Source organism: Enterobacter sp. 2VL (genome assembly GCF_005503595.1).
Lineage (GTDB): Bacteria > Pseudomonadota > Gammaproteobacteria > Enterobacterales > Enterobacteriaceae > Enterobacter > Enterobacter cancerogenus.
In genome coordinates, this window is record NZ_SCNE01000001.1 from 283,713 (window position 1) to 306,067 (window position 22,355).

Annotated in this window: 24 protein-coding genes; 14 read left to right on the forward strand and 10 right to left on the reverse strand. The window is 52.6% G+C overall.

All coding sequences use genetic code 11. The features are described from left to right. Window positions 1-90: 90 nt before the first annotated feature. Both paaX and paaY read left to right on the forward strand, forming a co-directional pair. Window positions 91-1,026 carry a phenylacetic acid degradation operon negative regulatory protein PaaX gene (gene paaX, locus FFS28_RS01425; RefSeq protein ID WP_137848539.1) on the forward strand — a complete coding sequence of 312 codons (936 nt, stop codon included), beginning with the start codon at window positions 91-93 and terminating at the stop codon, window positions 1,024-1,026. Between the two features lie 9 nt (window positions 1,027-1,035). Then, complete coding sequence (paaY, locus tag FFS28_RS01430) at window positions 1,036-1,632, forward strand: phenylacetic acid degradation protein PaaY (protein ID WP_137848540.1); 597 nt, start codon at window positions 1,036-1,038, stop codon at window positions 1,630-1,632. 66 nt (window positions 1,633-1,698) lie between these two features. On the opposite strand, the gene FFS28_RS01435 is transcribed toward paaY, so the two are convergent. Further along, complete coding sequence (locus FFS28_RS01435; RefSeq protein ID WP_072208737.1) at window positions 1,699-2,166, reverse strand: nuclear transport factor 2 family protein; 468 nt, start codon at window positions 2,164-2,166, stop codon at window positions 1,699-1,701. Between the two features lie 102 nt (window positions 2,167-2,268). Between FFS28_RS01435 and FFS28_RS01440 the strand changes: the two genes are divergently transcribed. Continuing rightward, on the forward strand, window positions 2,269-2,865 hold the full coding sequence (locus FFS28_RS01440; protein WP_137848541.1) for a TetR/AcrR family transcriptional regulator: 597 nt from the start codon (window positions 2,269-2,271) through the stop codon (window positions 2,863-2,865). Window positions 2,866-2,911: 46 nt separating this feature from the next. Here FFS28_RS01440 and FFS28_RS01445 read toward each other — a convergent pair whose 3' ends face one another. From FFS28_RS01445 to FFS28_RS01460, 4 genes are all read right to left on the reverse strand, one after another. Beyond that, complete coding sequence (locus tag FFS28_RS01445; RefSeq protein ID WP_137848542.1) at window positions 2,912-3,511, reverse strand: NAD(P)H-dependent oxidoreductase; 600 nt, start codon at window positions 3,509-3,511, stop codon at window positions 2,912-2,914. 74 nt (window positions 3,512-3,585) lie between these two features. Beyond that, window positions 3,586-4,179 carry a TetR/AcrR family transcriptional regulator gene (locus FFS28_RS01450; protein WP_137848543.1) on the reverse strand — a complete coding sequence of 198 codons (594 nt, stop codon included), beginning with the start codon at window positions 4,177-4,179 and terminating at the stop codon, window positions 3,586-3,588. Between the two features lie 89 nt (window positions 4,180-4,268). Then, window positions 4,269-5,039 carry a hypothetical protein gene (locus FFS28_RS01455; protein WP_137848544.1) on the reverse strand — a complete coding sequence of 257 codons (771 nt, stop codon included), beginning with the start codon at window positions 5,037-5,039 and terminating at the stop codon, window positions 4,269-4,271. Window position 5,040: 1 nt separating this feature from the next. Continuing rightward, complete coding sequence (locus FFS28_RS01460; protein WP_006175081.1) at window positions 5,041-5,238, reverse strand: hypothetical protein; 198 nt, start codon at window positions 5,236-5,238, stop codon at window positions 5,041-5,043. A 258-nt stretch (window positions 5,239-5,496) separates the two neighbouring features. Between FFS28_RS01460 and FFS28_RS01465 the strand changes: the two genes are divergently transcribed. Genes FFS28_RS01465 through FFS28_RS01490 form a run of 6 tightly spaced genes read left to right on the forward strand, consistent with a single transcriptional unit; the run spans window position 5,497 to window position 10,338 of the window. Next, a complete protein-coding gene (locus tag FFS28_RS01465) occupies window positions 5,497-5,931 on the forward strand; it encodes a nuclear transport factor 2 family protein (protein ID WP_137848545.1) in 435 nt (144 codons plus the stop codon). Next, on the forward strand, window positions 5,928-6,647 hold the full coding sequence (locus tag FFS28_RS01470) for an SDR family NAD(P)-dependent oxidoreductase (protein WP_137848546.1): 720 nt from the start codon (window positions 5,928-5,930) through the stop codon (window positions 6,645-6,647). The genes FFS28_RS01465 and FFS28_RS01470 overlap by 4 nt, the downstream gene beginning before the upstream one ends. Beyond that, window positions 6,644-7,900, forward strand: a complete 1,257-nt coding sequence (locus tag FFS28_RS01475; protein WP_137848547.1) for an NAD(P)/FAD-dependent oxidoreductase — start codon at window positions 6,644-6,646, stop codon at window positions 7,898-7,900. Before FFS28_RS01470 ends, FFS28_RS01475 begins: the two co-directional genes overlap by 4 nt. Before the next feature lies 1 nt (window position 7,901). Then, complete coding sequence (locus FFS28_RS01480; protein ID WP_137848548.1) at window positions 7,902-8,621, forward strand: DUF1365 domain-containing protein; 720 nt, start codon at window positions 7,902-7,904, stop codon at window positions 8,619-8,621. Next, window positions 8,621-9,841: an SAM-dependent methyltransferase gene (locus FFS28_RS01485; protein WP_006175092.1), complete on the forward strand. Its 1,221-nt coding sequence runs from the start codon at window positions 8,621-8,623 to the stop codon at window positions 9,839-9,841. The genes FFS28_RS01480 and FFS28_RS01485 overlap by 1 nt, the downstream gene beginning before the upstream one ends. Continuing rightward, on the forward strand, window positions 9,838-10,338 hold the full coding sequence (locus FFS28_RS01490) for a DUF2878 domain-containing protein (RefSeq protein WP_137848549.1): 501 nt from the start codon (window positions 9,838-9,840) through the stop codon (window positions 10,336-10,338). Before FFS28_RS01485 ends, FFS28_RS01490 begins: the two co-directional genes overlap by 4 nt. 79 nt (window positions 10,339-10,417) lie before the next feature. Here FFS28_RS01490 and FFS28_RS21650 read toward each other — a convergent pair whose 3' ends face one another. The 3 genes from FFS28_RS21650 to FFS28_RS01500 all read right to left on the reverse strand — a co-directional run bounded on the left by FFS28_RS21650 (window position 10,418) and on the right by FFS28_RS01500 (window position 11,643). Beyond that, window positions 10,418-10,558, reverse strand: coding sequence for a hypothetical protein (locus tag FFS28_RS21650; RefSeq protein ID WP_153681594.1), 141 nt, complete (start codon window positions 10,556-10,558; stop codon window positions 10,418-10,420). Window positions 10,559-10,699: 141 nt separating this feature from the next. Beyond that, entirely contained in the window at window positions 10,700-11,002 is a 303-nt protein-coding gene (hdeB, locus tag FFS28_RS21850) for an acid-activated periplasmic chaperone HdeB (RefSeq protein ID WP_102890816.1), read from the reverse strand. A 44-nt stretch (window positions 11,003-11,046) separates the two neighbouring features. Beyond that, window positions 11,047-11,643: a DUF308 domain-containing protein gene (locus tag FFS28_RS01500; protein ID WP_088207328.1), complete on the reverse strand. Its 597-nt coding sequence runs from the start codon at window positions 11,641-11,643 to the stop codon at window positions 11,047-11,049. 231 nt (window positions 11,644-11,874) lie between these two features. On the opposite strand from FFS28_RS01500, the gene FFS28_RS01505 reads away from it, so the two are divergent. The 5 genes from FFS28_RS01505 to yfdE all read left to right on the forward strand — a co-directional run bounded on the left by FFS28_RS01505 (window position 11,875) and on the right by yfdE (window position 17,836). Next, window positions 11,875-12,504: a YfdX family protein gene (locus tag FFS28_RS01505; RefSeq protein ID WP_137848550.1), complete on the forward strand. Its 630-nt coding sequence runs from the start codon at window positions 11,875-11,877 to the stop codon at window positions 12,502-12,504. A gap of 115 nt (window positions 12,505-12,619) precedes the next feature. Then, complete coding sequence (gene frc, locus FFS28_RS01510) at window positions 12,620-13,870, forward strand: formyl-CoA transferase (protein WP_137848551.1); 1,251 nt, start codon at window positions 12,620-12,622, stop codon at window positions 13,868-13,870. 51 nt (window positions 13,871-13,921) lie between these two features. Further along, window positions 13,922-15,616, forward strand: a complete 1,695-nt coding sequence (gene oxc, locus FFS28_RS01515; protein WP_137848552.1) for an oxalyl-CoA decarboxylase — start codon at window positions 13,922-13,924, stop codon at window positions 15,614-15,616. 63 nt (window positions 15,617-15,679) lie between these two features. Further along, on the forward strand, window positions 15,680-16,624 hold the full coding sequence (gene yfdV / locus FFS28_RS01520) for a transporter YfdV (RefSeq protein ID WP_088207324.1): 945 nt from the start codon (window positions 15,680-15,682) through the stop codon (window positions 16,622-16,624). Between the two features lie 69 nt (window positions 16,625-16,693). Continuing rightward, window positions 16,694-17,836 carry a CoA:oxalate CoA-transferase gene (yfdE, locus tag FFS28_RS01525; RefSeq protein WP_137848553.1) on the forward strand — a complete coding sequence of 381 codons (1,143 nt, stop codon included), beginning with the start codon at window positions 16,694-16,696 and terminating at the stop codon, window positions 17,834-17,836. Window positions 17,837-17,885: 49 nt separating this feature from the next. Here the strand turns inward: yfdE and FFS28_RS01530 are convergent, their stop codons facing one another. Further along, on the reverse strand, window positions 17,886-21,479 hold the full coding sequence (locus tag FFS28_RS01530; protein ID WP_137848554.1) for a response regulator: 3,594 nt from the start codon (window positions 21,477-21,479) through the stop codon (window positions 17,886-17,888). A gap of 4 nt (window positions 21,480-21,483) precedes the next feature. Continuing rightward, window positions 21,484-22,098 carry an acid-sensing system DNA-binding response regulator EvgA gene (gene evgA / locus FFS28_RS01535; RefSeq protein ID WP_058608847.1) on the reverse strand — a complete coding sequence of 205 codons (615 nt, stop codon included), beginning with the start codon at window positions 22,096-22,098 and terminating at the stop codon, window positions 21,484-21,486. Between the last annotated feature and the right edge of the window lie 257 nt (window positions 22,099-22,355).

Here is a 22,355-nt window from a genome sequence, read left to right on the forward strand (position 1 = left end):
CGTACCCTCTCCCTTTGGGATAGGGTTAGGGTGAGGGTACACCCCCTCATTCGTATGCTATGATTCATCCATAAAAAAAACCTCACCAGAATGAATCACATGAATAAACTTGATGCCTTTATCCAGCACGCCGTCAGCTCAGTACCCATCAGCGGGACATCGCTTATCTCTTCGTTATACGGCGATGCGCTGTCCCATCGCGGCGGCGAAATCTGGCTCGGAAGCCTGGCAGCCCTGCTGGAGGGGATGGGGTTTGGCGAACGTTTTGTGCGCACCGCGCTGTTCCGCCTCAATAAAGAGGGCTGGCTGGACGTTTCGCGCATTGGCCGTCGCAGCTTTTACCGCCTGAGCGACAAAGGGCTGCGTCTGACGCGCCGCGCGGAGAATAAAATCTACCGCGCCGAACTGCCCGCCTGGGATGGCAAATGGCTGCTGCTGCTGTCGGAAGGGCTGGATAAAACCACGCTCGCCGACGTCAAAAAGCAGCTCATCTGGCAGGGGTTTGGCACCCTGGCTCCCAGCCTGATGGCGTCGCCGTCACAGCATCTGGCGGACGTGCAGTCGCTTCTGCACGACGCGGGCGTGGCGGAAAACGTCATCTTCTTTGAGGCCCACTCCCCGCTGGCGCTCTCCCGTGCCGCGCTGCGTGCGCGGGTTGAGGAGTGCTGGCAGCTTACTGAACAAAACGCGATGTACGAGACGTTTATCGACTCGTTTCGTCCGCTGCTGCCGCTGTTGAAAGAGGCCGCGCCGGAAGATCTCACTCCCGAGCGCTGCTTCCAGATCCAGCTGCTACTTATCCATTTCTACCGTCGCGTCGTGCTTAAAGATCCGCTGCTGCCCGAGGAGTTACTTCCGGCGCACTGGGCGGGGCAAAACGCGCGACAGCTCTGTATCAACATCTACCAGCGCGTCGCGCCGGGAGCGCAGGCGTTCGTCACCGACAAGGGCGAAACGTCCGTGGGTGAACTGCCCGTGCCCGGCACGCTCTATTACCAGCGCTTTGGTGGTCTGCATAGCGTTTAAGGAGACAGTATGCCTGTTTATCAAATTGACGGCCTGACGCCGGTCGTGCCCGAAGAGAGCTACGTTCACCCGACGGCGGTGCTGATTGGTGACGTGATCCTCGGCAAAGGCGTATACGTTGGCCCTAACGCCAGCCTGCGCGGGGATTTTGGTCGTATCGTCATTAAAGAGGGTGCGAACATTCAGGATAACTGCGTGATGCACGGGTTCCCGGAACAGGACACGGTTGTTGAGGAGGACGGGCATATCGGCCACAGCGCGATCCTGCACGGCTGCGTGATCCGCCGAAACGCGCTGGTGGGGATGAATGCCGTGGTGATGGACGGCGCGATCATCGGTGAAAACAGCATCGTTGGCGCGGCGGCGTTTGTGAAAGCCAAAGCCGACATGCCTGCCAATTATCTGATTATTGGCAGCCCGGCCAAAGCGATACGCCAGCTCAGCGAGCAGGAAATGGCATGGAAAAAGCAGGGCACCCGTGAATATCAGGTTCTGGTGGAGCGCTGCAAACACACGATGCATCAGGTAGAGCCGCTGCGTGAAGTGGAAGAGGGGCGCAAGCGGCTGGTGTTTGACGAAAACCTGCGGCCCAAGTCGGCTTCATAGGGGTTAATTGTGTTACCTGAGTGGGACTTTGATTAAGGGCCACACCTTCAGGTAACACCCGATTTCCTATAACCCAAGATCGCTTAAAGAGGGATGGTCGTCAGGGCGTCTGCCCAGCGGCCAGTGGTACAGCCGCTCCGATTCTTTGATGGGCATGTCATTAACGCAGGCGAAACGGCGCGTCATCAGACCATCCTTATCAAACTCCCAGTTCTCATTGCCATAAGAACGGAACCAGTTGCCTGAATCATCATGCCATTCATAGGCATAGCGCACGGCAATCCGGTTATCCGTAAATGCCCACAGCTCTTTGATCAGCCGATAATCCAGCTCCTTCTTCCATTTGCGGTCCAGAAAAGCCTGCGCTTCTTCACGGTTGGTGGCGAATTCTGCGCGGTTTCGCCATTTCGTATCCAGCGAGTAGGCAAGGGCGACTTTTGCCGGGTCGCGGCTGTTCCAGCCATCCTCTGCCAGCCTCACTTTTTCAATGGCCGTTTCACGGGTAAATGGCGGTAACGGTGGGCGCGTATTCATAGTCATACCTCAGGTTGATATTAGGTAGACAGGTCTGTCTACTTCCGTTAATCTATGCCTGAAAAATAATGCTGTCAATACATCATTTGAGGACGGAATTGGATGAAAACATCCATCAAAAATAAAGACGAGAAAATGAGCGTCAGGGATAAAATAGTGCTTACCGCGCATGACCTGTTTTATTCCACAGGGTTTAAAGCAACGGGCGTGGATACCATCATTAAGCAGGCACACGTCACTAAAGTGACGTTTTATCGCCATTTTCCGAGTAAAAGTTTACTTATTCTGGCCTATCTGAATTACCGCCATGAATTATGGATGAACGACTTCGTCACCGCGTTACGTCGGCATCTGGCGGAGGGTCAAACACCAACGCAGGCCTTATCCGCAACGCTTCAGGCCTGGTTTATGTCGCCCGACTTCCACGGCTGTGCGTTTATCAACGCCAGCGCAGAGGCGAAATCAGAAGAGATTGAACGCGAGATAAAAGAAATATGCCGCAGCCATAAACAAGAAACAAAAGCCAATATTGCCGCGTTAACCCATATTACCGATGCGCAAATGCTTAATGAAATTATGATACTCATCGACGGGGCCATTATTCATGCGCAAATGGGTATGGAGGTGGAGGAGGTTATCGAACAACTGAAAAGCGGCCTGGAAAAAATAACCGATCACGCTGCGTTGAGCGGGGCGTAATTGACGCATAACGTGTGCCGATTACGCCACTGGTAAAGTGTGATGCTTAATGAATATGACCGAGCGTTTGCAGGAAATCCTCAACCTGCTGCGGCGTTGCGGTATCGGCCTGATAAAGAATATCAAGCTTCACGTTTTTAAGGCCGCAGAAGCCGAAAACGCCGTCAACGATCTGGGCCTGCATCGCGTTGGTGTAACCGTGTTTATCGAACCCGGCAAGGTCGCTACCGGCGGTAGCAATAAGGCGAACCGGCACGTCGCGTAAATTGCCCTGGATCCGGCTATCCGCTGCCACTTTGTACGCCCAGTTCAGGGTAAGTACCCGATCAAACCAGCCTTTCAGGATACCGGGAACGGACCACCAGTAGATGGGGAAGACGAAGACCAGCATGTCTGCCCGATCAACCCGCTGCTGTTCACGCAGGATCTCTGCGGGAAGCGCATTGGCGTCGCCGTGATACAGGTCAAGATCGGCACCGGACATCACCGGAGAAAAGCCTTCCGCATGAAGATCGGCTATCTCTACCTGCACACCTTGCTCACGCAGGGTCGCGGCAATACGCGCCGAGAGGGAATGGTTTAGGGCGTTTTTGACCGGGTGAGCCGTAACGATCAGCGCAGTATTTATTGCGGTTGTAGCAGACATAGCCACCTCACAAGGGGGAGTGAGTGAGGTTTTATCTTACTATTGGTAACTTAGTTGTCAATCTGCCCATCCGCTCATTTTGTGCTATCGACGTAGGTATCCAGTACACCAGACATCGCGCCGTTGAGCATCTCTTCGGCGACGTTACGCGCCAGAACCCCGTTACCGGCTGCGGTGCTGAGCGCGTCCGCCGCACCGATAATCGCCGTCAGCGCTGCTTCGCCCCGTACTCCCTTTAAGGTGATGAACGGCGCAAGCGCGGTTCGCAGGCAGTCTGCACAGTCGGCAACGCAGGCTTCGCGAAAATCTTGCAGCGCGCGGGACCCGGACAGGGCAGCCGCTATTGGGCCAGTTTCCGGCCCGGCGCTGATGGCGCAGTCGATATAGGCCGCACTGAAAAAACGAAGGGTGTCAGCGAGCGTTTTATTGTCCCTGTCCAGCGTCTCGCGGAATTTTTTGAGCTGTCGATCGCTGAAATCCTGGTAAAGCGCCATCAACAATCCCTCACGATCGCCAAAGTGATCGTAGGGAATCGGTTTGGTGACGTTCGCCCGCTCGGCCAGATAGCCCAGCGTGAGCGCTTCGGTGCCTTGCTGACGAACAATGCCGCGTGCAACCTCCAGTAACTGAACGCGTCGATCTTCTTTTCTTAAGCGCTTAACAACCATATTCCCCCCTGAATTTATCTACTAAACGTAGTTTACACGCTTTGTCCTTGCGACAGTATGTAAAACGTTGGGCGCCGCTACGGGGGCGGCTAGCGGTCGGCGTTCTCCTCCTGAGCCATCTCCAGCGCGCTGGCACTGGCGGGGTCAAATAACGAAATGCTCTCAATCTGGTTGAGCATAATCACCTTGCGGAAGTCCATGGCGCTGCGCGGATCGGAATCAAGCGTAATGCCGTGCTCGTCGTACCATCTGCTGTAGTTATTTTCGATGCGCAGGTTCATCGTTTTTTCGTCGCGGTAGCCGCTCAGCATCGGGATGAGTACGATATTGGCCGTCTTTTCATACTCCAGCGTGGCGGTGTGGATCATGCCGATATAAATCCGCCGCGATCTCAGCGCCACCTGCGCCAGTTCCCCTTGCTCCATGCACTGATACAGTACCTGTTCGATGCCGCTGGACTGCGCCAGGCGCTTGTAGAGTTTTTTCCTGCCGTCACCGTCCAGCCTGGCGCTGCCCGCCCAGTTAGAACGGTACAGACAGAACAGTATGGCGAATGCCAGCATCACCACCACCGGAGCCTGGATCCCCAGGAAACTCCAGTTCATAAAATCAATTTGCCAGTCGGAATATTTATCCGCAGTGAAGTGGAACTTGTTGTCTGCGGCCGAGAGGGCCAGCAGTATCAGCCAGAGCAGGCCGGTGGCAATCACCCCCTGAAGAACGAAAATACAGCCATACAGCGCAACGAGAAAATAGACATCCCAGCCGAACGAACGCTTAATTTTGAAACGCGTTGAGAGATCGCGACTGGTGTACCAGTACCCACAGACCATCAACACCATGAATATTGCCGTTCCCATTTCAGGCCCTCTTCAGCGCGTTGACATGGCGCAGAAAGTCCTGCCGTACCTCGTTACTTTTGTAGTTCACCGAGGCGTTTCCGTCCTGATCGATGATGATGCGGTCGCCATCCTCTACGGCTTCGATAATCTCCTGGTGACTAATTACCTGCAGAAGGGATTCCGGGCTGGCAAAGAGCGCCATCAGTAACCTTTTCATCGCATGACATCCTTATGAATTAAAAGGATAAGTCTGGAAGAGAAAAGGGATATTTTCCTTAAGGTTATCCCTAAAAAAATATGGGCGTGACGATGCCGTCTAATTTTGGCTGAAAACCTGAACTTGAGGGATGCTTTTATCTTGTTGAAAAGAAAAAGGTAAAATAAATAGTTGTGCACAAACTTGGACAAATAACGTTAATTGTGTAAGTTTAAATTATGTGATTACGCTACGTTATTAATACCCAGGATGTGTCCCATGAGCACGTTGCCAACCGTTATCAGTCGCTTCGTTAACTATTACGTCGCGCTGGATATCCAGCCACCGTCGGCGCTGGCGGAGATTTATCATTCCGATGCCACGCTCGTCGATCCCTTTGGCGAACACCACGGGCTGTTGGCGCTTCAGCGCTACTTCACCCATCTGCTGGCCAACGTTCAGGAGTGCCGATTTACCGTCGATGCGCCGTTACAGCAGGGCGACCGCTTTGTGGTCACCTGGGTTATGCACTGGTCGCACCCGCGCATTGCGGGTGGGGCGTTGCGTCATCTGCCGGGGTGTTCCGTGGTGAACATGCACAACGATCGCATTATTCGCCAGCGCGATTACTACGATGCGGGAGAGATGATTTATGAGCATCTGCCCGTACTCGGCTGGGCCGTACGCGGCGTTAAGCGGAGAGTGAAATCATGAAAACGGTCCTGATTACCGGCGCAAGTTCGGGCATTGGGGCTGGGCTTGCGACATCCTACGCCGATGACGGCTACCGGGTGATTGCCTGCGGGCGCGATCCAGCGCGTCTGGCGTCGTTGCAACAGCACAGCCCCAATATCACGATTCGCCTGTTCGACATGACCGACAGGGAAGCCTGTCTCCAGGCGCTGCAGGGCTGCGCTGCCGATACGATGATCCTCTGCGCCGGTACCTGCGAATATCTTGATAATGGCGTGGTGGATGCCGCGCTGGTCGAGCGGGTGATGACCACCAATTTCATGGGGCCGGTGAACTGCCTGGCTGCGCTGCAAACGCAGCTGGTCTCCGGCAACCGCGTGGTGCTGGTCAGCTCCATGGCGCACTGGCTGCACTTCCCGCGCGCCGAAGCCTATGGCGCTTCCAAAGCCGCATTGACCTGGTTTGCCAATACGCTGCGTCTCGACTGGGAACCCAAAGGCATTGCCGTCACGGTTGTTTCGCCTGGTTTTGTCGATACGCCGCTGACCCGTAAAAACGATTTCTCAATGCCGGGGCGGGTAAACGTGGACGCGGCGGTAAAAGCCATCCGCCACGGGCTGGAAAAAGAGAAGGATCATATCGCGTTTCCCGCCGGCTTTAGCCTGGTGCTGCGCCTGCTCTCCGGCCTGCCGGACATTCTTCAACGCGTGCTGTTGCGCAGGATGGTGCGACCATGAACATCGCGATTATCGGCAGCGGCATTGCCGGGTTAACCTGCGCCTGGCGGCTCGCCGGGCACCATCAGGTGACATTGTTTGAAGCGCAGCCCACACCTGGTGGTCATACCGCGACGGTGGATATCGACACGCCCCAGGGCACGTATGCCATCGATACCGGCTTTATCGTCTACAACGACCGCACCTATTCGCGCTTTATGGGGCTGCTCAGTGAACTGGGCATCAGCGGGCAAAAAACGCAGATGAGTTTTTCGGTGCACAACCCGCAGAGTGGGCTGGAGTACAACGGTCACACCTTGACGTCGCTGTTTGCCCAGCGCCGTAATCTGGTTAACCCTGCGTTCTGGACGCTGCTGAAAGAGATCGTACGCTTTAACCGGCTGGCAAAACAGACGCTTAAGGCGGAGATTGACGAGCGCGCCACGCTGCAAACCTTCCTGCAACAGCACGGCTTCACGCCGTTCTTTGCGCGTCACTACATCCTGCCTATGGGGGCGGCTATCTGGTCTTCGTCGTTGCAGGAGATGAAGCGCTTCCCGCTGCCGCTCTTTTTGCGCTTTTTTGAACACCACGGCCTGCTGGACGTCACGCATCGTCCGCAGTGGTACGTGGTGCCGGGCGGCTCCCGAGAGTACATCCGAGCCATGATGGAGAAACTGGGAGACCGCCTGATGCTGCACCTCAGCGCGCCCGTGCAGCAGGTTATCCGCCACCCGCAGGGGGTCGAGATTGCGGTAGAGGGCGAAAGTCACACCTTCGATCAGGTGATCTTTGCCTGTCACTCCGCCCAGGCGCTGGCGATGCTCGCCGATCCAACCCAGGCAGAACGCGAAGTGCTGGGGGATATCGGCTGGCAGCGTAATGAGGTCGTGCTTCACAGCGATCCACGCTGGCTACCGGTGCGTAAGCGTGCGTGGGCCAGCTGGAACTATCGCCTGAGCGAACAGGATCAGGCCAGCGCCTGCGTGACGTACAACATGAACATTTTGCAGGGCCTGCCCGCAGGCAGCCCGCTGTTTTGCGTCACCCTCAACCCGGAAACGCCCGTAGAAGACCGCTTTGTCCTGCGCCGTTTTGTCTATGAGCATCCGCTGTTTAACCCGAAAAGCTGGCGCGCCCAGGCGCGACGCGGAGAAATAAACGGGCAGCAGAAAAGCTGGTTCTGCGGGGCGTACTGGTACAACGGTTTTCACGAAGATGGCGTGCGCAGCGCGCTGGACGTGGTCAACGCGATTGCGGGCGAGGGGAACTGAGATGAACAGCTGCCTTTACCACGGCGCATTGCGGCATCGCCGCCTGCAGCCGACAGCGCATCGCTTTACCTACCGCGTCTTTATGGCCTGGCTCGATCTGGATGAGCTGGACGCGCTGCCCAGCGTAGGCGTGCGGCGAAACCGCTTTGCGCCAGCGGCGTTTTATGATGCGGATTACCCGCTGGGCACGCCGCTTAAAGAGCAGGTCCTGCTGCGGCTGGAAAGCCTGACCGGCGAACGCCCGGCAGGAAGGGTCATGCTCCTGACGCAGCTGCGTTATTTCGGCTTCCATTTTAATCCGGTCAATTTCTACTACTGCTATGACGCCCAGGACACCCTGCGTTGGGTGCTCGCCGAGGTACGCAACACGCCGTGGAATGAACGTCATTACTACGCGGTGGAGGGGCAGGACGCGCAGCCCACGGTGAAAGCGTTTCATGTTTCGCCGTTCAACCCGATGGACATGGTCTACCACTGGCGCTTCAACAGCCCGGACAAGACGCTGCACATGCATATTGAAAACCATCAGGCGTCCAGGGTGTTTGATGCCACGTTGACGCTGCGCCAGGAGCCGCTAACGCGCGGGGCGTTGCGATCGCTGCTGGTGCGTATTCCGTTGATGACCCTTAAAACCGTTTTTGCGATTTACTGGCAGGCGCTCAGGTTGTGGCTGAAACGCGTGCCGCTGCATAACCATCCCCTCAGCAGGAGTGAACGCTAATGAGCGATCCCGTCTTTGTGCTTGAACCCGATATCCCGCGCAATGTTCGCGTCGCGCGCTGGTTACTCTTTCGCCTGTTGAAGGGCTTACGCGGCGGCTCGCTGACGCTGCGTGATGGCGCGCAGACGTTCCAGTTTGGTGATACTTCTGCCGCGCTCCACGCCCAGGTGCAGGTTCTCTCCCCGGGCGTGTACTGGCGCATCTTAACCGGTGGCAGCCTCGCCGCGGCGGAAGCCTGGATGGATGGCGAATGGGAGACGTCACAGCTCACGCCGCTGCTGGAGTTGATCGCCCTTAACAGCCAGATCCTCGGCCAACTGGAAAAAGGATTTCGCCTGTTCGGTAAGCCCGTGGAACGGCTCCGCCACTGGATGCGGCGCAACTCGCGTGCTCAGGCGCGTGACAATATTGCCGCCCATTACGATCTCGGCAATTCCTTTTACGCCCATTTTCTTGATGAGCAGCTGCTGTACTCCAGCGCGCTGTTTACTGCTGATACGCAGGATCTCACTGCGGCCCAGCAGGCCAAGATGGCGAGGCTCTGCGACCAGCTGGCGCTCAGTGAGAACGATCACCTGCTGGAGATTGGCACCGGCTGGGGGGCGATGGCGGAATACGCCGCCCGACATTACGGCTGCCGGGTGACCACCACCACCCTGTCGCAGGAGCAGTACCACTGGGCGACGGAACGGATCGCCCGGGCGGGGTTGCAGGATCGCGTCGAGGTGTTGCTTTGCGATTACCGCGATCTGACCGGGGTCTACGATAAGCTGGTGTCGATTGAGATGATTGAGGCCGTCGGACAGCAGTACCTGCCGACCTTTTTCCGGACCTGCCAGTCGCGTCTGCGCCCGGGTGGGCGCATGGCTATTCAGGCCATCACCATCCAGGACCAGCGCTATCACGCCTACAGCAAAAGCGTTGATTTTATTCAGCGTTACATCTTCCCCGGCGGCTTTTTACCCAGCATTACCGCCATGAACGCGCTGATGACGCGCCATACCGATTTTGTGGTACGTAACCTCTTCGATATGGGCCCCGATTACGCCCGGACGCTGGCCCACTGGCGGCAGCGTTTCGTTCACGCCTGGCAGGAGATTGAAAAGCTGGGGTTTGATGAACGTTTCCGCCGGATGTGGCTGTACTATTTTGGCTACTGTGAAGCCGGGTTTAACGCCCGCACCATCAGCGTGGTGCAACTGACTGCGGAACGCGTATGAAACGGTACGGGCAGGTGTTCCTGCTGGCTATCGGGTTTGATCTCTACTGGACGCTGGTGGTGCTGTTTCGCGAGCAGGGGCTTGTCATCTGGTTTGCGCTGGCGGTGCTGGCCTGGCTGATGCTGCCGCCATCATACCGGGGGTATGCCCTGGTGCTGGCCGTCACGGGCGGGCTGCTTGATACCCTCTGGGCGCTGACCGGGCTCATCACCTTCACCGGTGCATCGCTGATGCCGCTATGGATGATGGCCCTGTGGCTGATGTTTGCCTGCGTCTGGACGCAACTCACCCGCACCACCACCTTGCCGGGCTGGCTGCTGACCGCGCTGGCGACCCTGGGCGGGCCGGTGGCCCATCTCATCGGTGAGCGTCTGGGGGCTATCACGTTTCAGGAGCCGACCTTTATCGTCATCAGCTGGATGATCCCCGGCTGGCTGGTACTGATGCTGTTTTTCCACCTGCTGATGGGAGACAACAATGAGAAATTTGTTATCTGAAGGCGTTGTATCCGGTCAGGCGGCGGGCAATGCTCTCAGTACGGCAATCATCTATTTAATAAAACCAGCACATGTGAATTTAACATTGCTGAATGATGATTTCGGATAATGTTTTTACAAAGTGATAGGCCAGTTTTGCCGGAACAATTGATGGGGCGCACAGATGATCCAGAAGGCAAAAAAAAGCCGGAAAGAGCACGGCGGCAGTGATTATTTTCATTTCGTTATTCCTGCTACAGTAAAGTGTTACTTTACTCAAATGCTGTAAAAGTATCGTGGAGAGAGGGGGCCATTTTTGTAGGGTTTGAACCACGAATGACTTTTCAGGCCCCAGCGATATGACGCATGAGGCCTGCGGAATTTAGCGGATGTCATTAATCCATTGTTGAAGTTTAGACTCAGGTTTAGATTTGCAGATTTTAATCAGCAAGGGCACGGATGTGGTATCGACTTCATGCCAGTCAACGTAATCACCCCCTTTAAACTGTGTGTCTTTGTTAATGATCCAGAAAGCCACTGGCGTCATCGCTTTTGGGTTCATATCAACAAATTCTTTGCAGGTCATATCCTGCGGGATATTCTCGTTGAGTTTCTCTGCATGAGCCATGCCGATCGATGTCGTGAACGTGGCAATAACAAGAAATGATTTACAAATATTTTTCATCGCGTTTGTCCTGATGTTAGATAGTCAATAAGATAGAAGTCATGTTAAGCGTAATGAATTGCTGATCTTTTTAGCAGGTGCCAAAATTTGTTATAAAGAATGAAATAGGTAAATGAACTGGATATCATTTCCAGACCAATAAACACCGATGTCAGCACAAAAGTTGTGTCTTCGTTGGCGCCCAGCCAAATGAAAGCAATAACCAAATCCAAAAAACCGATCAGCATACACCAGTAACGGCCGACCATGATGGCGTTTTTAAAGGCCGCAGAGAGACGACATATACCGGCCAGCAAAAATACAAAGCATATTGTTGCCGAGAGTATATTCATTCCGACGAGTGGGCTCAGAAATACCGCGACGCCCATAACTGAATAGATCAGACCGAAGATAATCAAACAAAAGATAGCCAGTTTTCCACTTTTTCTGAAGGTGTAGATGCTGGTCAGGGAAAAAATACCGCAGGCGACGAGTAATACACCGGTTAAGTAACTGAGTGCAACCCCGGCATAAAAGGGGAAAAACAAACATAATATACCGCAAACCAGCAGCAGCAAGGCAAGGCTAAAGGCGGTTTTTTTATATTTCTCAAGAATCTTTTCATTGAGCCCGTTCAGGGTATTACGATCAATAAGCAACATTACTACACCTTTGTTTTGAGATGGAATTTAATAGGGCGACTGTTAAGGGTTATTTTATTGATGCCATAGTGAGTTGCCCATCAGAAAATGTGCAACACACCCTCGTCTGGTTCTTACACGTGTCATCCACATCGCTCAAAACGGCCTCGTCGCTCTGATATTAACCCGTGTTTGCAAAGGCTAATATGACTTCGGTTTCACTTAATATTTAAATCAAAGGAAAATTCAATTATGAAACGTTTTGCATTGGTCACCCTGGTTGCAGCCATGATTGCAGCGGCCCCCGCGCTAGCGTCAGCAGCGACAGAATCGACAACTTCTGATTCCGCTACGAATGTAACTGCACAGCAGGTCCGCGCCGCCGATCAAATTGCCGCTCAGGGAAAGAACGCACTTCACGATATTCAATTAGCCCGCGTGGCCTTATTTCAGGGACACCCGGATAAAGCTGAAACACTGACAAATCGTGCCGCAGCGCTGTTGGCCGATGACAGTACGGACTGGTCAAAATACTTCCGTACCAATAAAAAAGCAGGCCTAAAAGATGACAACTATGTGGCCGTTGATGCCGCGATGGGTATTTCTGAGGATTTCGTCGCGTCACCAGAAAAACAAGAGGCTATCAAGCGAGCCAATAAAAAACTAGAAAGTGGTGACAAAAAAGGCGCGTTCGAAGAACTACGTCTGGCCGGTATTAGCGTAATGGAGAACGTCTGCCTGATGCCGCTGAAGCAAACCCGCAGTGCTGTTGTAAAGGCTAAAAAGCTGCTGACCGAACATAAGTATTATGAAGCCAACCTGGCGCTGAAAGGGGCAGAGGACGGCATTGTGATGGACAGCACTGCGCTTGTCGCCGACTAGCCAATCTTTTTTGATGTCGGAGAAGAGCTAAATACCGACGTTATTTCCCTCGCAGAGGCACTCACCCTGTGGACGGTGTCTCTGCGCATAGCATCTTTTGAGTAAAGGTATCATCATGTCTACTCCTCTTCAGGGTATTAAAATTCTGGATTTTACCGGTGTGCAGTCTGGTCCATCCTGTACGCAAATGCTGGCGTGGTTTGGTGCAGACGTCATTAAAATTGAACGACCAGGCGTGGGCGATGTGACACGCCGCCAGCTGCGAGATATCCCGGATATTGACGCGCTCTATTTTACGATGTTGAACAGTAATAAGCGTTCGCTCGAATTAAATACCAAAACTGCTGAAGGAAAAGCAGTGATGGAAAAATTGATCCGCGAAGCCGATGTGTTGGTCGAAAATTTTCACCCTGGTGCTATCGATCACATGGGATTCACCTGGGAACATATTCAGGAAATTAACCCACGACTTATTTTCGGCTCGATTAAAGGATTCAACGCATGCTCTCCTTACGTCAATGTGAAGGCATACGAAAATGTCGCCCAGGCAGCAGGCGGAGCAGCGTCTACAACTGGCTTCTGGGATGGTCCGCCGCTGGTGAGCGCTGCGGCCTTAGGAGACAGTAATACGGGTATGCATCTGTTGATTGGGCTGCTTGCCGCGCTTTTGCACAGGGAAAAAACGGGCCGCGGCCAGCGCGTCACCATGTCGATGCAGGATGCGGTTCTTAATCTTTGTCGCGTAAAACTGCGCGATCAGCAGCGTCTGGAAAAAGTGGGCTATCTGGAAGAGTATCCGCAATATCCTGATGGAACGTTCGGCGATGCTGTTCCTCGCGGAGGGAATGCTGGCGGTGGCGGTCAGCCTGGATGGATCCTGAAATGCAAAGGATGGGAAACCGATCCTAACGCGTATATTTATTTTACCATTCAGGAGCAGAACTGGGCCAATACGTGTAACGCTATCGGCAAACCGGAATGGATTGACGATAACGCTTACAACACCGCGAAGGCGCGGCAGCCAAAAATTTTCGAGATTTTTGATGTTATCGAAAAATATACATTGACTCTGGATAAGCATGAAGCCGTGGCTTATCTCTCCTCATTTGATATTCCCTGTGCCCCGGTACTCAGCATGAAAGAAATCGCGCATGATCCCTCATTAAGAGAGAGCGGCAGCGTCGTCGAAGTTGAGCAACCTTTGCGTGGAAAATATCTGACGGTGGGATGCCCAATGAAATTCTCAGGGTTTACGCCTGAAATTAAATCAGCCCCTCTGTTGGGCGAGCACACGGTTGAGATCCTGAAGGAGCTCAATTATAGCGATGACGAGATTACGGCGCTCAAAAATAGCAACGCCATTTAATTTTAGAGGAGCGTTGGCTCCTCTTTTTAAAGACTTCAGAGGCAATTCATAATGTCGGAAGAACAAGAACTGACTGACGGTATGCATATTATCGTCGAGGCACTTAAGCAAAACAATATTGACTGTATTTATGGGGTCGCGGGTATTCCCATTACGGATATGGCGCGACATGCACAGGAGGAAGGCATTCGCTATATCGGTTTTCGTCACGAGCAATCAGCAGGTCATGCTGCGGCCATCCGCGGATATCTCACCCAAACGCCGGGAGTTTGTCTGACCGTTTCCGCGCCAGGCTTTATGAACGGGCTGGCAGCCCTTGCCAATGCCACGGTAAACGGTTTTCCGATGATTATGATCAGTGGCTCCAGCGACCGTGCCATCGTCGACCTTCAGCAAGGCGATTACGAAGAGTTGGACCAGATGAATGCGGCTAAACCCTATGCTAAAGCCTCTTATCGTGTCAACAAGCCAGAAGATCTTGGTATTGCGCTGGCACGCGCTATGCGTGCAGCGACGTCCGGGCGGCCGGGAGGGGTGTATCTCGATCTGACGGCAGGCGTTTTGTCCGCTACGCTGAGCGTCACCGAGGCCCAAAAAAGTATTGTTAAGCTTGACCAACTGGCCTTCAGGCAGCAGCCGGATGACGTTTCGATCCTTCGTGCGATATCGCTGCTGGAAAAGGCTGAACGTCCGCTGGTCATCCTTGGAAAAGGAGCGGCGTATTCTCAGGCTGATGAAGCGATCCGCGACTTTATTGAGGGTATTCAGATCCCCTTTCTTCCTATGTCCATGGCCAAGGGACTGCTGGAAGACACGCATCCGCTCTCGGCGGCGGCGGCGCGTTCGTTTGCACTGGAGAATGCCGATGTCGTGATGCTTGTGGGGGCCCGTCTCAACTGGCTGCTCGGTCACGGTAAAAAAGGGTGGTCAGAGGATGTGCAGTTTATTCAACTGGATATTGAACCTCAGGAAATCGACAGCAACCGAAAAATTGCTGCACCGGTTGTGGGCGATATCAGCTCAGGAATGGAGAAAATGGTGTCTGTATTGACCCAAAATCCGTTCAGCGTACCCCTGGCGTGGCGCGATATCCTGAACGTCCATAAACAGGTCAATACCGATAAAATGCAGGCGAAAGTGAACACTGTCACCGCTCCGCTGAACTATTTCAACGCGCTTGGAACGATCCGCGATGTGCTCGCCGACTACCCCGATATTTACCTCGTCAATGAAGGGGCCAATACGCTGGATAATGCGAGAAACATTATCGAAATGTATAAACCTCGCCGCCGCCTGGATTGTGGGACCTGGGGTGTTATGGGAATAGGGATGGGCTATGCCATCGGAGCCAGCACCACAACCGGCAACCCGGTGGTGACGATTCAAGGCGACAGTGCGTTCGGATTTAGCGGCATGGACATCGAAACCGTCTGTCGGTACGGCCTGCCTGTGACCGTCATCATCTTCAATAACAACGGGATCTATCGCGGTGATGGGAAAGATCTCAGCGGCAAGGGCGACCCCTCACCGACAGATCTGCTACGCCACGCGCGCTATGACAAACTCATGGATGCCTTTGGTGGGCTGGGCTTTAACGCGACAAACGAAGAAGAGATCCGTCACGCGCTCACGGCCAGCATTGAATCCAGAAAGCCTTCAATCATTAATGTGGTGATTGATCCAGAGGTGGGCACAGAGAGCGGTCATATTACAAGGCTGAATCCTAAACATCTGGCCAGTCATTAAGACACTCCCCGCATTAACTTCCCCTCTGGTGTAGCGCAGAGGGGAGACCGTAAGGATATCGTTATGTTTACTTTTTTTACCGGCGATTTGTTGCCCATCATCGTCGTTATGCTGCTGGGGTATGTCAGCGGTAAGCGCCAGGCTTTTGATGAGGAGCAGGCAAGGGCGCTTAACAAGCTGGTGCTAAATTATGCGCTCCCTGCGGCACTCTTTGTGTCGATTGCCCGAGCGAATCGCGACATGATCTTTGCCGACTCCCGGCTGACGCTGATTTCGCTGGTTGTCATCGTGGGCTGTTTTCTGTTTTCCTGGTTCAGCTGTTACAAATTCTTCAAACGAACCCGGGCGGAAGCAGCAGTCTGCGCGCTGATAGCGGGTTCACCCACGGTAGGTTTTCTTGGGTTTGCCGTGCTTGACCCCATCTACGGTGCCTCGGTTTCAACCGGGCTGGTGGTCGCCATCATCTCGATTATTGTGAACGCGATTACGATTCCTCTCGGGTTGTATTTACTCAACCCTGCTGAGGGTAAAGAGGGCATGAAAGGAGGCAAATTTGATGCGCTTATATCTGCAGCTAAAGAACCCGTAGTCTGGGTGCCGCTGCTGGCCACGATTTTGGTACTGCTTGGTATAAAAATTCCGGCTTCCTGGGATCCGTGCTTCAATCTCATCGCCAAAACTAACTCGGGTGTAGCGGTATTCGCAGCCGGGCTTACGCTGGCGGCCCATAAGTTCGAACTCAGTCTGGAGATTGTTTATAACACCTTCCTTAAGCTGATACTTATGCCGTTGATTTTGCTGATCGTAGGCGTGCTATTCCACCTCAATGCGGAGCAGCTCCAGATGACCGTTTTGGTTGGCGCACTGCCTCCAGCCTTCTCCGGCATTATCATCGCCAGTCGGTTTAATACCTATACACGTTCCGGTACCGCCTCCCTGGCTGTCAGCGTCGTGGGTTTTATGATCACTGCACCGATGTGGATATACATCAGCCGCCTCTTTTCTTAAGTCGCACTTTCGCATTTTGGTTGCGAGAAGCCTTGATGGTTTTTCGCAACCCACACTGAGCTTAACGTCATGTATGAAACGAACGTACCAGGGCCTTTTAGCGGCCTTCTGGTGATTGATATGACACATGTACTGAATGGCCCGTTCGGTACGCAAATTTTATGCGACCTGGGCGCACGCGTGATTAAAATCGAGCCGCCCGGCCACGGAGATGATACCCGGATGTACGGCCCGTTTCTTAACGGTCAGTCTTTATATTACAGCTTCGTTAATCGGGGCAAAGAGAGCGTGGTGCTCGATCTTAAGACCGACACGGACCGGGCAGTCTTCGTCAATATGCTGAAAAAAGCCGATGTGCTGGCAGAAAATTTTCGCCCAGGGACGCTGGAAAAACTAGGATACTCGTGGAAGACCTTACAGACGATTAATCCCCGGCTTATCTACGCATCGTCGTCAGGGTTTGGTCACACCGGGCCACTGAAGGATGCCCCTGCGTATGACACCGTGATTCAGGGCATGAGCGGCCTGATGATGGAGACCGGTTTTCCAGACGGGCCTCCCGTTAGGGTGGGCACCTCTATTTCCGATCTGTGTGCGGGGCTGTATTTGTTTAGTGGTATTGCCAGCGCTCTATACGGACGGGAAAAAACGGGGCGCGGCGTACAGGTGGATATCGCGATGTTTGATTCGACGCTCACGTTTCTTGAACATGGAATGATGAGCTACATCGCCACACGCCACACGCCACCACGTCTTGGCAACCGCCATCCCTATATGGCGCCCTTTGACGTATTCAGCACAGCGGATAAACCCATCAGCATTTGTTGTGGGAACGACAAGTTGTTCGAAGCATTGTGTTGCGCCCTTGGGCGAGCGGAGTTGACCGTCGACCCGCGTTTCGCCACGAACCTGCAGCGCGTGGCAAATCAGGCGGAGCTTAAGGCAGAAATTGAGGCGATAGTATCCAGACAACCCTCCGCCGTCTGGCTGGCGCGCCTGGACGACGCAGGTGTGCCCGTAGCCCCCATTCTGACCGTGGCAGAAGCGGTAGAACTCCCGCAGACGCAGGCCAGAAATATGATGATTGAAGCCGGTGGCGTACGGATGCCCGGTAACCCAATTAAGCTCAGCGGCTATCAGGATCCGCATTACCGCACGGGAGCGGCCACGCTTAACCAGCATGGCGAGGCAGTCCGTAGGGAATTTACCTAAGAAATCCTTTCCCGAAAGAAGGATGACAGCGCTTCCGGGAAAGGGCAGGTCAGGCGTCAGCGTTGGTAAGATAGTGTGCAATCTCCTGTTCAATTTCGCCCGAGCAGGCTTCCAGTTTTTCCATTTGCTTTGTAATTATTTTAGCGTCAGGTGGAGTGATCAGGGACTCGAGCTGGTGGCATATTTTGCGCAAATCTATCAGATTGAGTATGCCGGCGGAGCCATGAATACGATGGATACGTTTTTTGAACGCCGGCCAGTCCTCCTCCTGCCACGCCAGTTTCGCCAGGGATAAATCTTCATGGAGAGCGTCGATGAAGGTCATCAGGATTTCGCGTATGAGCTCCGGATCATTTTCGGTATCGGCCTGAAGCCTTTCGATATCAAGATGTTGATACGCGGTAGAAGGTGCCGTGACGACATTCAGTTGGCTCAGGTGGATTTTTAGCCTATCCAGGGTTAGGGGTTTAAACAGACACAGATCCATGCCATGGCTCAGCGCGCGCTCACGTTCGTGCGTTTGCGCATTGGCAGTGAGTCCCCATATCGTTAGCGGGTGATTTTTCTGACGTAGCGCCTGCGTCAACTCGAACCCGTCGAGTTTCGGCATGTTGATATCAGTGATTAACAAATCAACATGCTGCTCACTGGCCTTGATAAGCGCATCCTGGCCATCGCAAGCCTCTGTCACGGCATAGCCAAGCGTATTCAGCTGTCTTTTAAGAAGGAGACGATTGGTCGGGTGATCGTCCGCAATAAGGATCTTTAAACGGGCTGAGAGCTGACAGGAATTCTGATGGTTATCGGCCACCATGCTCTTGCGTGACATTATGGCAACGGGGATAGAAATGCTGAAAGTCGACCCAACGCCAGGACAACTTTTTACGCTAATCTCACCCTGCATTTTGGCGACAAGCTGTTTGCAAATAAGCAATCCAAGCCCTGAGCCCGTTTGCTGACGCCCACATCGTGTCTGGCTGTAAGGCTTGAAGAGCACTTTTTGTTCCTCTTCGCTTAACCCGCAGCCGGAGTCTTTGACGTGGATAACCAGTCTTGCCGTGTCGTTATCTCCCTGAGTCAGCGAAGCATGAAGCGTTACGCCACCTGCCTCTGTAAATTTCAACGCATTGCTTAACAGGTTGTTAAGGACCTGCTTGATTGCCTGAGGATCAATCATGACCAGGCTATTTTGAGCGATAGAACTGTCGATCGTTAAGGCAATGTTTTTTCTGGCGGCGAGCGTGTGGTAGGCACGGTAAATCATCATGAGGTGGTCTGCCAGGCCAACCCATTCGGGCTGCAACTGATACTTGCCGGACTCTATTTTGTCGACGTCCAGGATTTCACCAATCAGGCCAAGCAGAGATTGTCCTGTTGAATACGCGAGTTTCATGGCTTCCGCCTGTTGTTCAGCGGACTGTGTTTGACTGGCGAGCAGTTCCAGAAAACCCATAATGGAGCTTACCGGTGTTCTAATCTCGTGACTCATCGTGGCCAGGAATTGACTCTTGGCTACCGTCGCGTCAATGGCTTTGTTTTTTTCAACCTCGAGTGCATGAATGAGAGAATGCGTTTCAGTGATGTCTTCCCAGCCACAAATGAACACCCTGTCTGCGCTGGCAGGCATGTCGCAAAAGGTCACCCAGTGTTTGATATAACGCGTCGCCAGGCCATTACTGATTTCAAACTCGCACGTAATGATGGGACGATAGCCGTCCTCGTCGAGTTGCAAGCCCGAAAATTCAGCCATGATGGTTAAGAATGGCGAATGCGGATGCGTTAAGGGCAACGATGCTGTCGCGTAGTATTCCGGGGTGAAATACTGGGCAAATGCGCTGTTATGACTGGCAATAAGACCTGAGGGTTCAACCACATAGCTTGGGTTGGGTAAAGAATCTGACAAGGCTTTGCGAAAGGAGATTTGATTTTCCAGATCGCCCTGTATCGCTTTACGACGATTCACTTCGCGTAGCAGATAAAAGCCCCAAAGCAGGCTACTGACTATCAGTGACACCGCAAGAGCTGTGACAATGTAAAACTGCTGGCTATAAAGATCCCATGTATCGATTGTGACATTGGGCATCTTTGTCCATTTTTCGGTTAAGCGCAGCAATTCGCTCGGCGGTAAATTATTCAGGGCTTTATCAATAATACTTTTCAACTCAGGTTCACCGCGGGGCAGGGCAAAGGTAATTGCCGCACGAGGAATATCCTGAATGCGAAAGAAAATCTGCGAATCCGGATAGTAATGGTCGAGCATATATTGCGCCGTGGGCTGTAAGGTAACTAGCGCATCAAGCTTACCTTCCTGAACCTGATGAAATGCTGCACTCGCATTGTCAACAGCCACCCATTCCACATCAGGATGCTGCGCTTTCAGCGTTTCTCCCAACCCGTAATAAAGGGGTAATCCGACCTTCATACCCGGCAGAATTTTGTGGATTTTCATCCGATCTTTTTTTATGACATAGACATAGGGTGACATCATGAGTGCATTGGTGAAAGCGACCTGATGTTCACGTTGCTCTGTATAGATTGCGCCAGGAAAAATATCCCAGTTTCCTTCAGGATGAAGGGCTTCGCCCGAGGGTGTCACGGGGGAAGAGACAGGCACAAATTTCATTCCCGTTTGCAGCTCGATGATATTAAGCAGATCGCCCATCATGCCGCGAGGGGTTCCTTCTTTATCGGTGATGAGAAAAGGAGGGTGGAAGGACGTTACCAGCACATTGACCGTAGGGTGCTTTTTTATCCATTTCCTTTCCTGCTTCGTTAGCGCCAGAGGCTGGTTAATAAAATCCAGATTGCCGACATTAAGCCAATTTTGCGCAACATCCCGTCTGACCTCATTCGTCAGACTTTTGACAAACCTGTTCAGGATCTCGGGCAGTACGGGCATCTCTTTACGGGTGAAAAAGAAGCTGCTTTTACAGGGGCAATCATAATATTTGATAGTATTGAGAGAGTGTGTGAAGTAGCGGGAGATTAACGTACTGGTCACGATATTGCTGCCGATAAAATACAGATTATCGCCGGAAGAAACGGAGGCAAGCGCCTCGTAGTAATCGTCATAATCGATAATGGTGGCATTGGGGAATGAACGATAAATGTCCGAGTTCGTTGGATAGCCTTTCACCCGAGCAATGCTCACGGGCTGGTGAGTACCGATAGGGCTCATGGTGTTTTCAATCGTGGTTACCAGCACCGGATAGGTGGTGATAAGGGGTCGGGAGACGTTAAAGGAGACATCTTTCGGACGTGTGTTAAGCAGGTCCGTCAGCATGACGTCGACATCACCATTCTTTAGCGCGTTAGCGGCATCACTCGCTTGAGGATAGATCCGCAGCACGATATTAACCTTGAGGTTTTGCTGCAGTAATCCCAGATAATCGACGTTGATCCCTTTCGCTTTTTGATCAGGAACGGTTTGCAGCAGCGTCGAATGCATGGTGCGGTCGATGGCAATAAAAAATTGCTTCTTGCTGTTGAGCCAGCGAAGCTCGTCATCAGTTAAACGCAAATCGTCCAGTTCGACGCTGCCATTGGTGTACTGAATATTGACATCCGTGTAAGTTGGTAGGGCAAAGACATGTACATGGAAAAAGAGAAAAAAGGGGATGACAAAAACGTTGATCAGATGCATTCGGTTACCAGATCTTAGTGTTCTGCGCAAACGTGAAAAGGTTCATAAGTGATTTGCACTCAAGTTTTTCCATCAGTCGACTCTTATAGGTACTAACGGTTTTATTGCTGATAAACATTTTCTCGGCGATGGTATTGTTATCACACCCATCGAGTATGTAGCGCAGTACGGCGATCTCCTGCCGGGACAGCGAATCTAATTTCTGCTGGTCAGAAGTAAGACGTCCGGTAAAACGTTCGAGGGCGAAGGGAAAGTAACAATAACCATTTTTCGCCGCTTCAATGGCCGCAATGATATTATTGACACCCTCCTTTTTACTAACAAATCCGTTTGCTCCTGCTTCCGCACTATAGCGACCATAAAAATAATCATTTTTGGCCGAAACGATAATGACTATGCCGGTGTAATGGCGTTTTCTCAGCTTCTCTAAAACTTGAATGCCATTGTAACCTGGAATATCTACGTCAATGATCATGATGTCAGGTTTAAGCGTTTCCATGTAATGAACTGCCTTACTGCCATCGCCGAGTTCGGCCAAAATTTCCATGGCGTGCTTACGCAGTAAATTACGTATAGCCGTAATAGCAAGAGGGTGATCGTCAATGATAATCGCTTTCATTTAAATATCTTATCCAATTAAAATTGTTTTCGCTGCGAACTCAACGTGTCACAGAGATTGAAGATTCAAACGATAATAGTTCCATGTCAAAACTGACCTGGAGGAAAGAGAGGTATAAAACAAGAGTCATGGTAAAGCCAACAAATTAAACGAAACATGAATGAATGCAATTGGAGTTATTAGTTGTTGAAAATCATGTTCTTACGTTTATATTTTTGAGTGTGGGATGACAGTTGTAGGAATTTTGAGGCAAATAT

Coding starts and splice junctions, on each gene's coding strand:
- FFS28_RS01480 (WP_137848548.1), top strand. CDS start 7,902: ATGAACAGCTGCCTTTACCACGGCGCATTGCGGCATCGCCGCCTGCAG.
- FFS28_RS01490 (WP_137848549.1), top strand. CDS start 9,838: ATGAAACGGTACGGGCAGGTGTTCCTGCTGGCTATCGGGTTTGATCTC.
- FFS28_RS01465 (WP_137848545.1), top strand. CDS start 5,497: ATGAGCACGTTGCCAACCGTTATCAGTCGCTTCGTTAACTATTACGTC.
- FFS28_RS01435 (WP_072208737.1), bottom strand. CDS start 2,166: ATGAATACGCGCCCACCGTTACCGCCATTTACCCGTGAAACGGCCATT.
- FFS28_RS01505 (WP_137848550.1), top strand. CDS start 11,875: ATGAAACGTTTTGCATTGGTCACCCTGGTTGCAGCCATGATTGCAGCG.
- FFS28_RS01460 (WP_006175081.1), bottom strand. CDS start 5,238: ATGAAAAGGTTACTGATGGCGCTCTTTGCCAGCCCGGAATCCCTTCTG.
- paaX (WP_137848539.1), top strand. CDS start 91: ATGAATCACATGAATAAACTTGATGCCTTTATCCAGCACGCCGTCAGC.
- FFS28_RS01455 (WP_137848544.1), bottom strand. CDS start 5,039: ATGGGAACGGCAATATTCATGGTGTTGATGGTCTGTGGGTACTGGTAC.
- oxc (WP_137848552.1), top strand. CDS start 13,922: ATGTCGGAAGAACAAGAACTGACTGACGGTATGCATATTATCGTCGAG.
- frc (WP_137848551.1), top strand. CDS start 12,620: ATGTCTACTCCTCTTCAGGGTATTAAAATTCTGGATTTTACCGGTGTG.
- FFS28_RS21650 (WP_153681594.1), bottom strand. CDS start 10,558: ATGAAAATAATCACTGCCGCCGTGCTCTTTCCGGCTTTTTTTTGCCTT.
- paaY (WP_137848540.1), top strand. CDS start 1,036: ATGCCTGTTTATCAAATTGACGGCCTGACGCCGGTCGTGCCCGAAGAG.
- FFS28_RS01450 (WP_137848543.1), bottom strand. CDS start 4,179: ATGGTTGTTAAGCGCTTAAGAAAAGAAGATCGACGCGTTCAGTTACTG.
- evgA (WP_058608847.1), bottom strand. CDS start 22,098: ATGAAAGCGATTATCATTGACGATCACCCTCTTGCTATTACGGCTATA.
- FFS28_RS01440 (WP_137848541.1), top strand. CDS start 2,269: ATGAAAACATCCATCAAAAATAAAGACGAGAAAATGAGCGTCAGGGAT.
- FFS28_RS01500 (WP_088207328.1), bottom strand. CDS start 11,643: ATGTTGCTTATTGATCGTAATACCCTGAACGGGCTCAATGAAAAGATT.
- FFS28_RS01470 (WP_137848546.1), top strand. CDS start 5,928: ATGAAAACGGTCCTGATTACCGGCGCAAGTTCGGGCATTGGGGCTGGG.
- FFS28_RS01485 (WP_006175092.1), top strand. CDS start 8,621: ATGAGCGATCCCGTCTTTGTGCTTGAACCCGATATCCCGCGCAATGTT.
- FFS28_RS01475 (WP_137848547.1), top strand. CDS start 6,644: ATGAACATCGCGATTATCGGCAGCGGCATTGCCGGGTTAACCTGCGCC.
- hdeB (WP_102890816.1), bottom strand. CDS start 11,002: ATGAAAAATATTTGTAAATCATTTCTTGTTATTGCCACGTTCACGACA.
- FFS28_RS01530 (WP_137848554.1), bottom strand. CDS start 21,479: ATGCATCTGATCAACGTTTTTGTCATCCCCTTTTTTCTCTTTTTCCAT.
- FFS28_RS01445 (WP_137848542.1), bottom strand. CDS start 3,511: ATGTCTGCTACAACCGCAATAAATACTGCGCTGATCGTTACGGCTCAC.
- yfdE (WP_137848553.1), top strand. CDS start 16,694: ATGTATGAAACGAACGTACCAGGGCCTTTTAGCGGCCTTCTGGTGATT.
- yfdV (WP_088207324.1), top strand. CDS start 15,680: ATGTTTACTTTTTTTACCGGCGATTTGTTGCCCATCATCGTCGTTATG.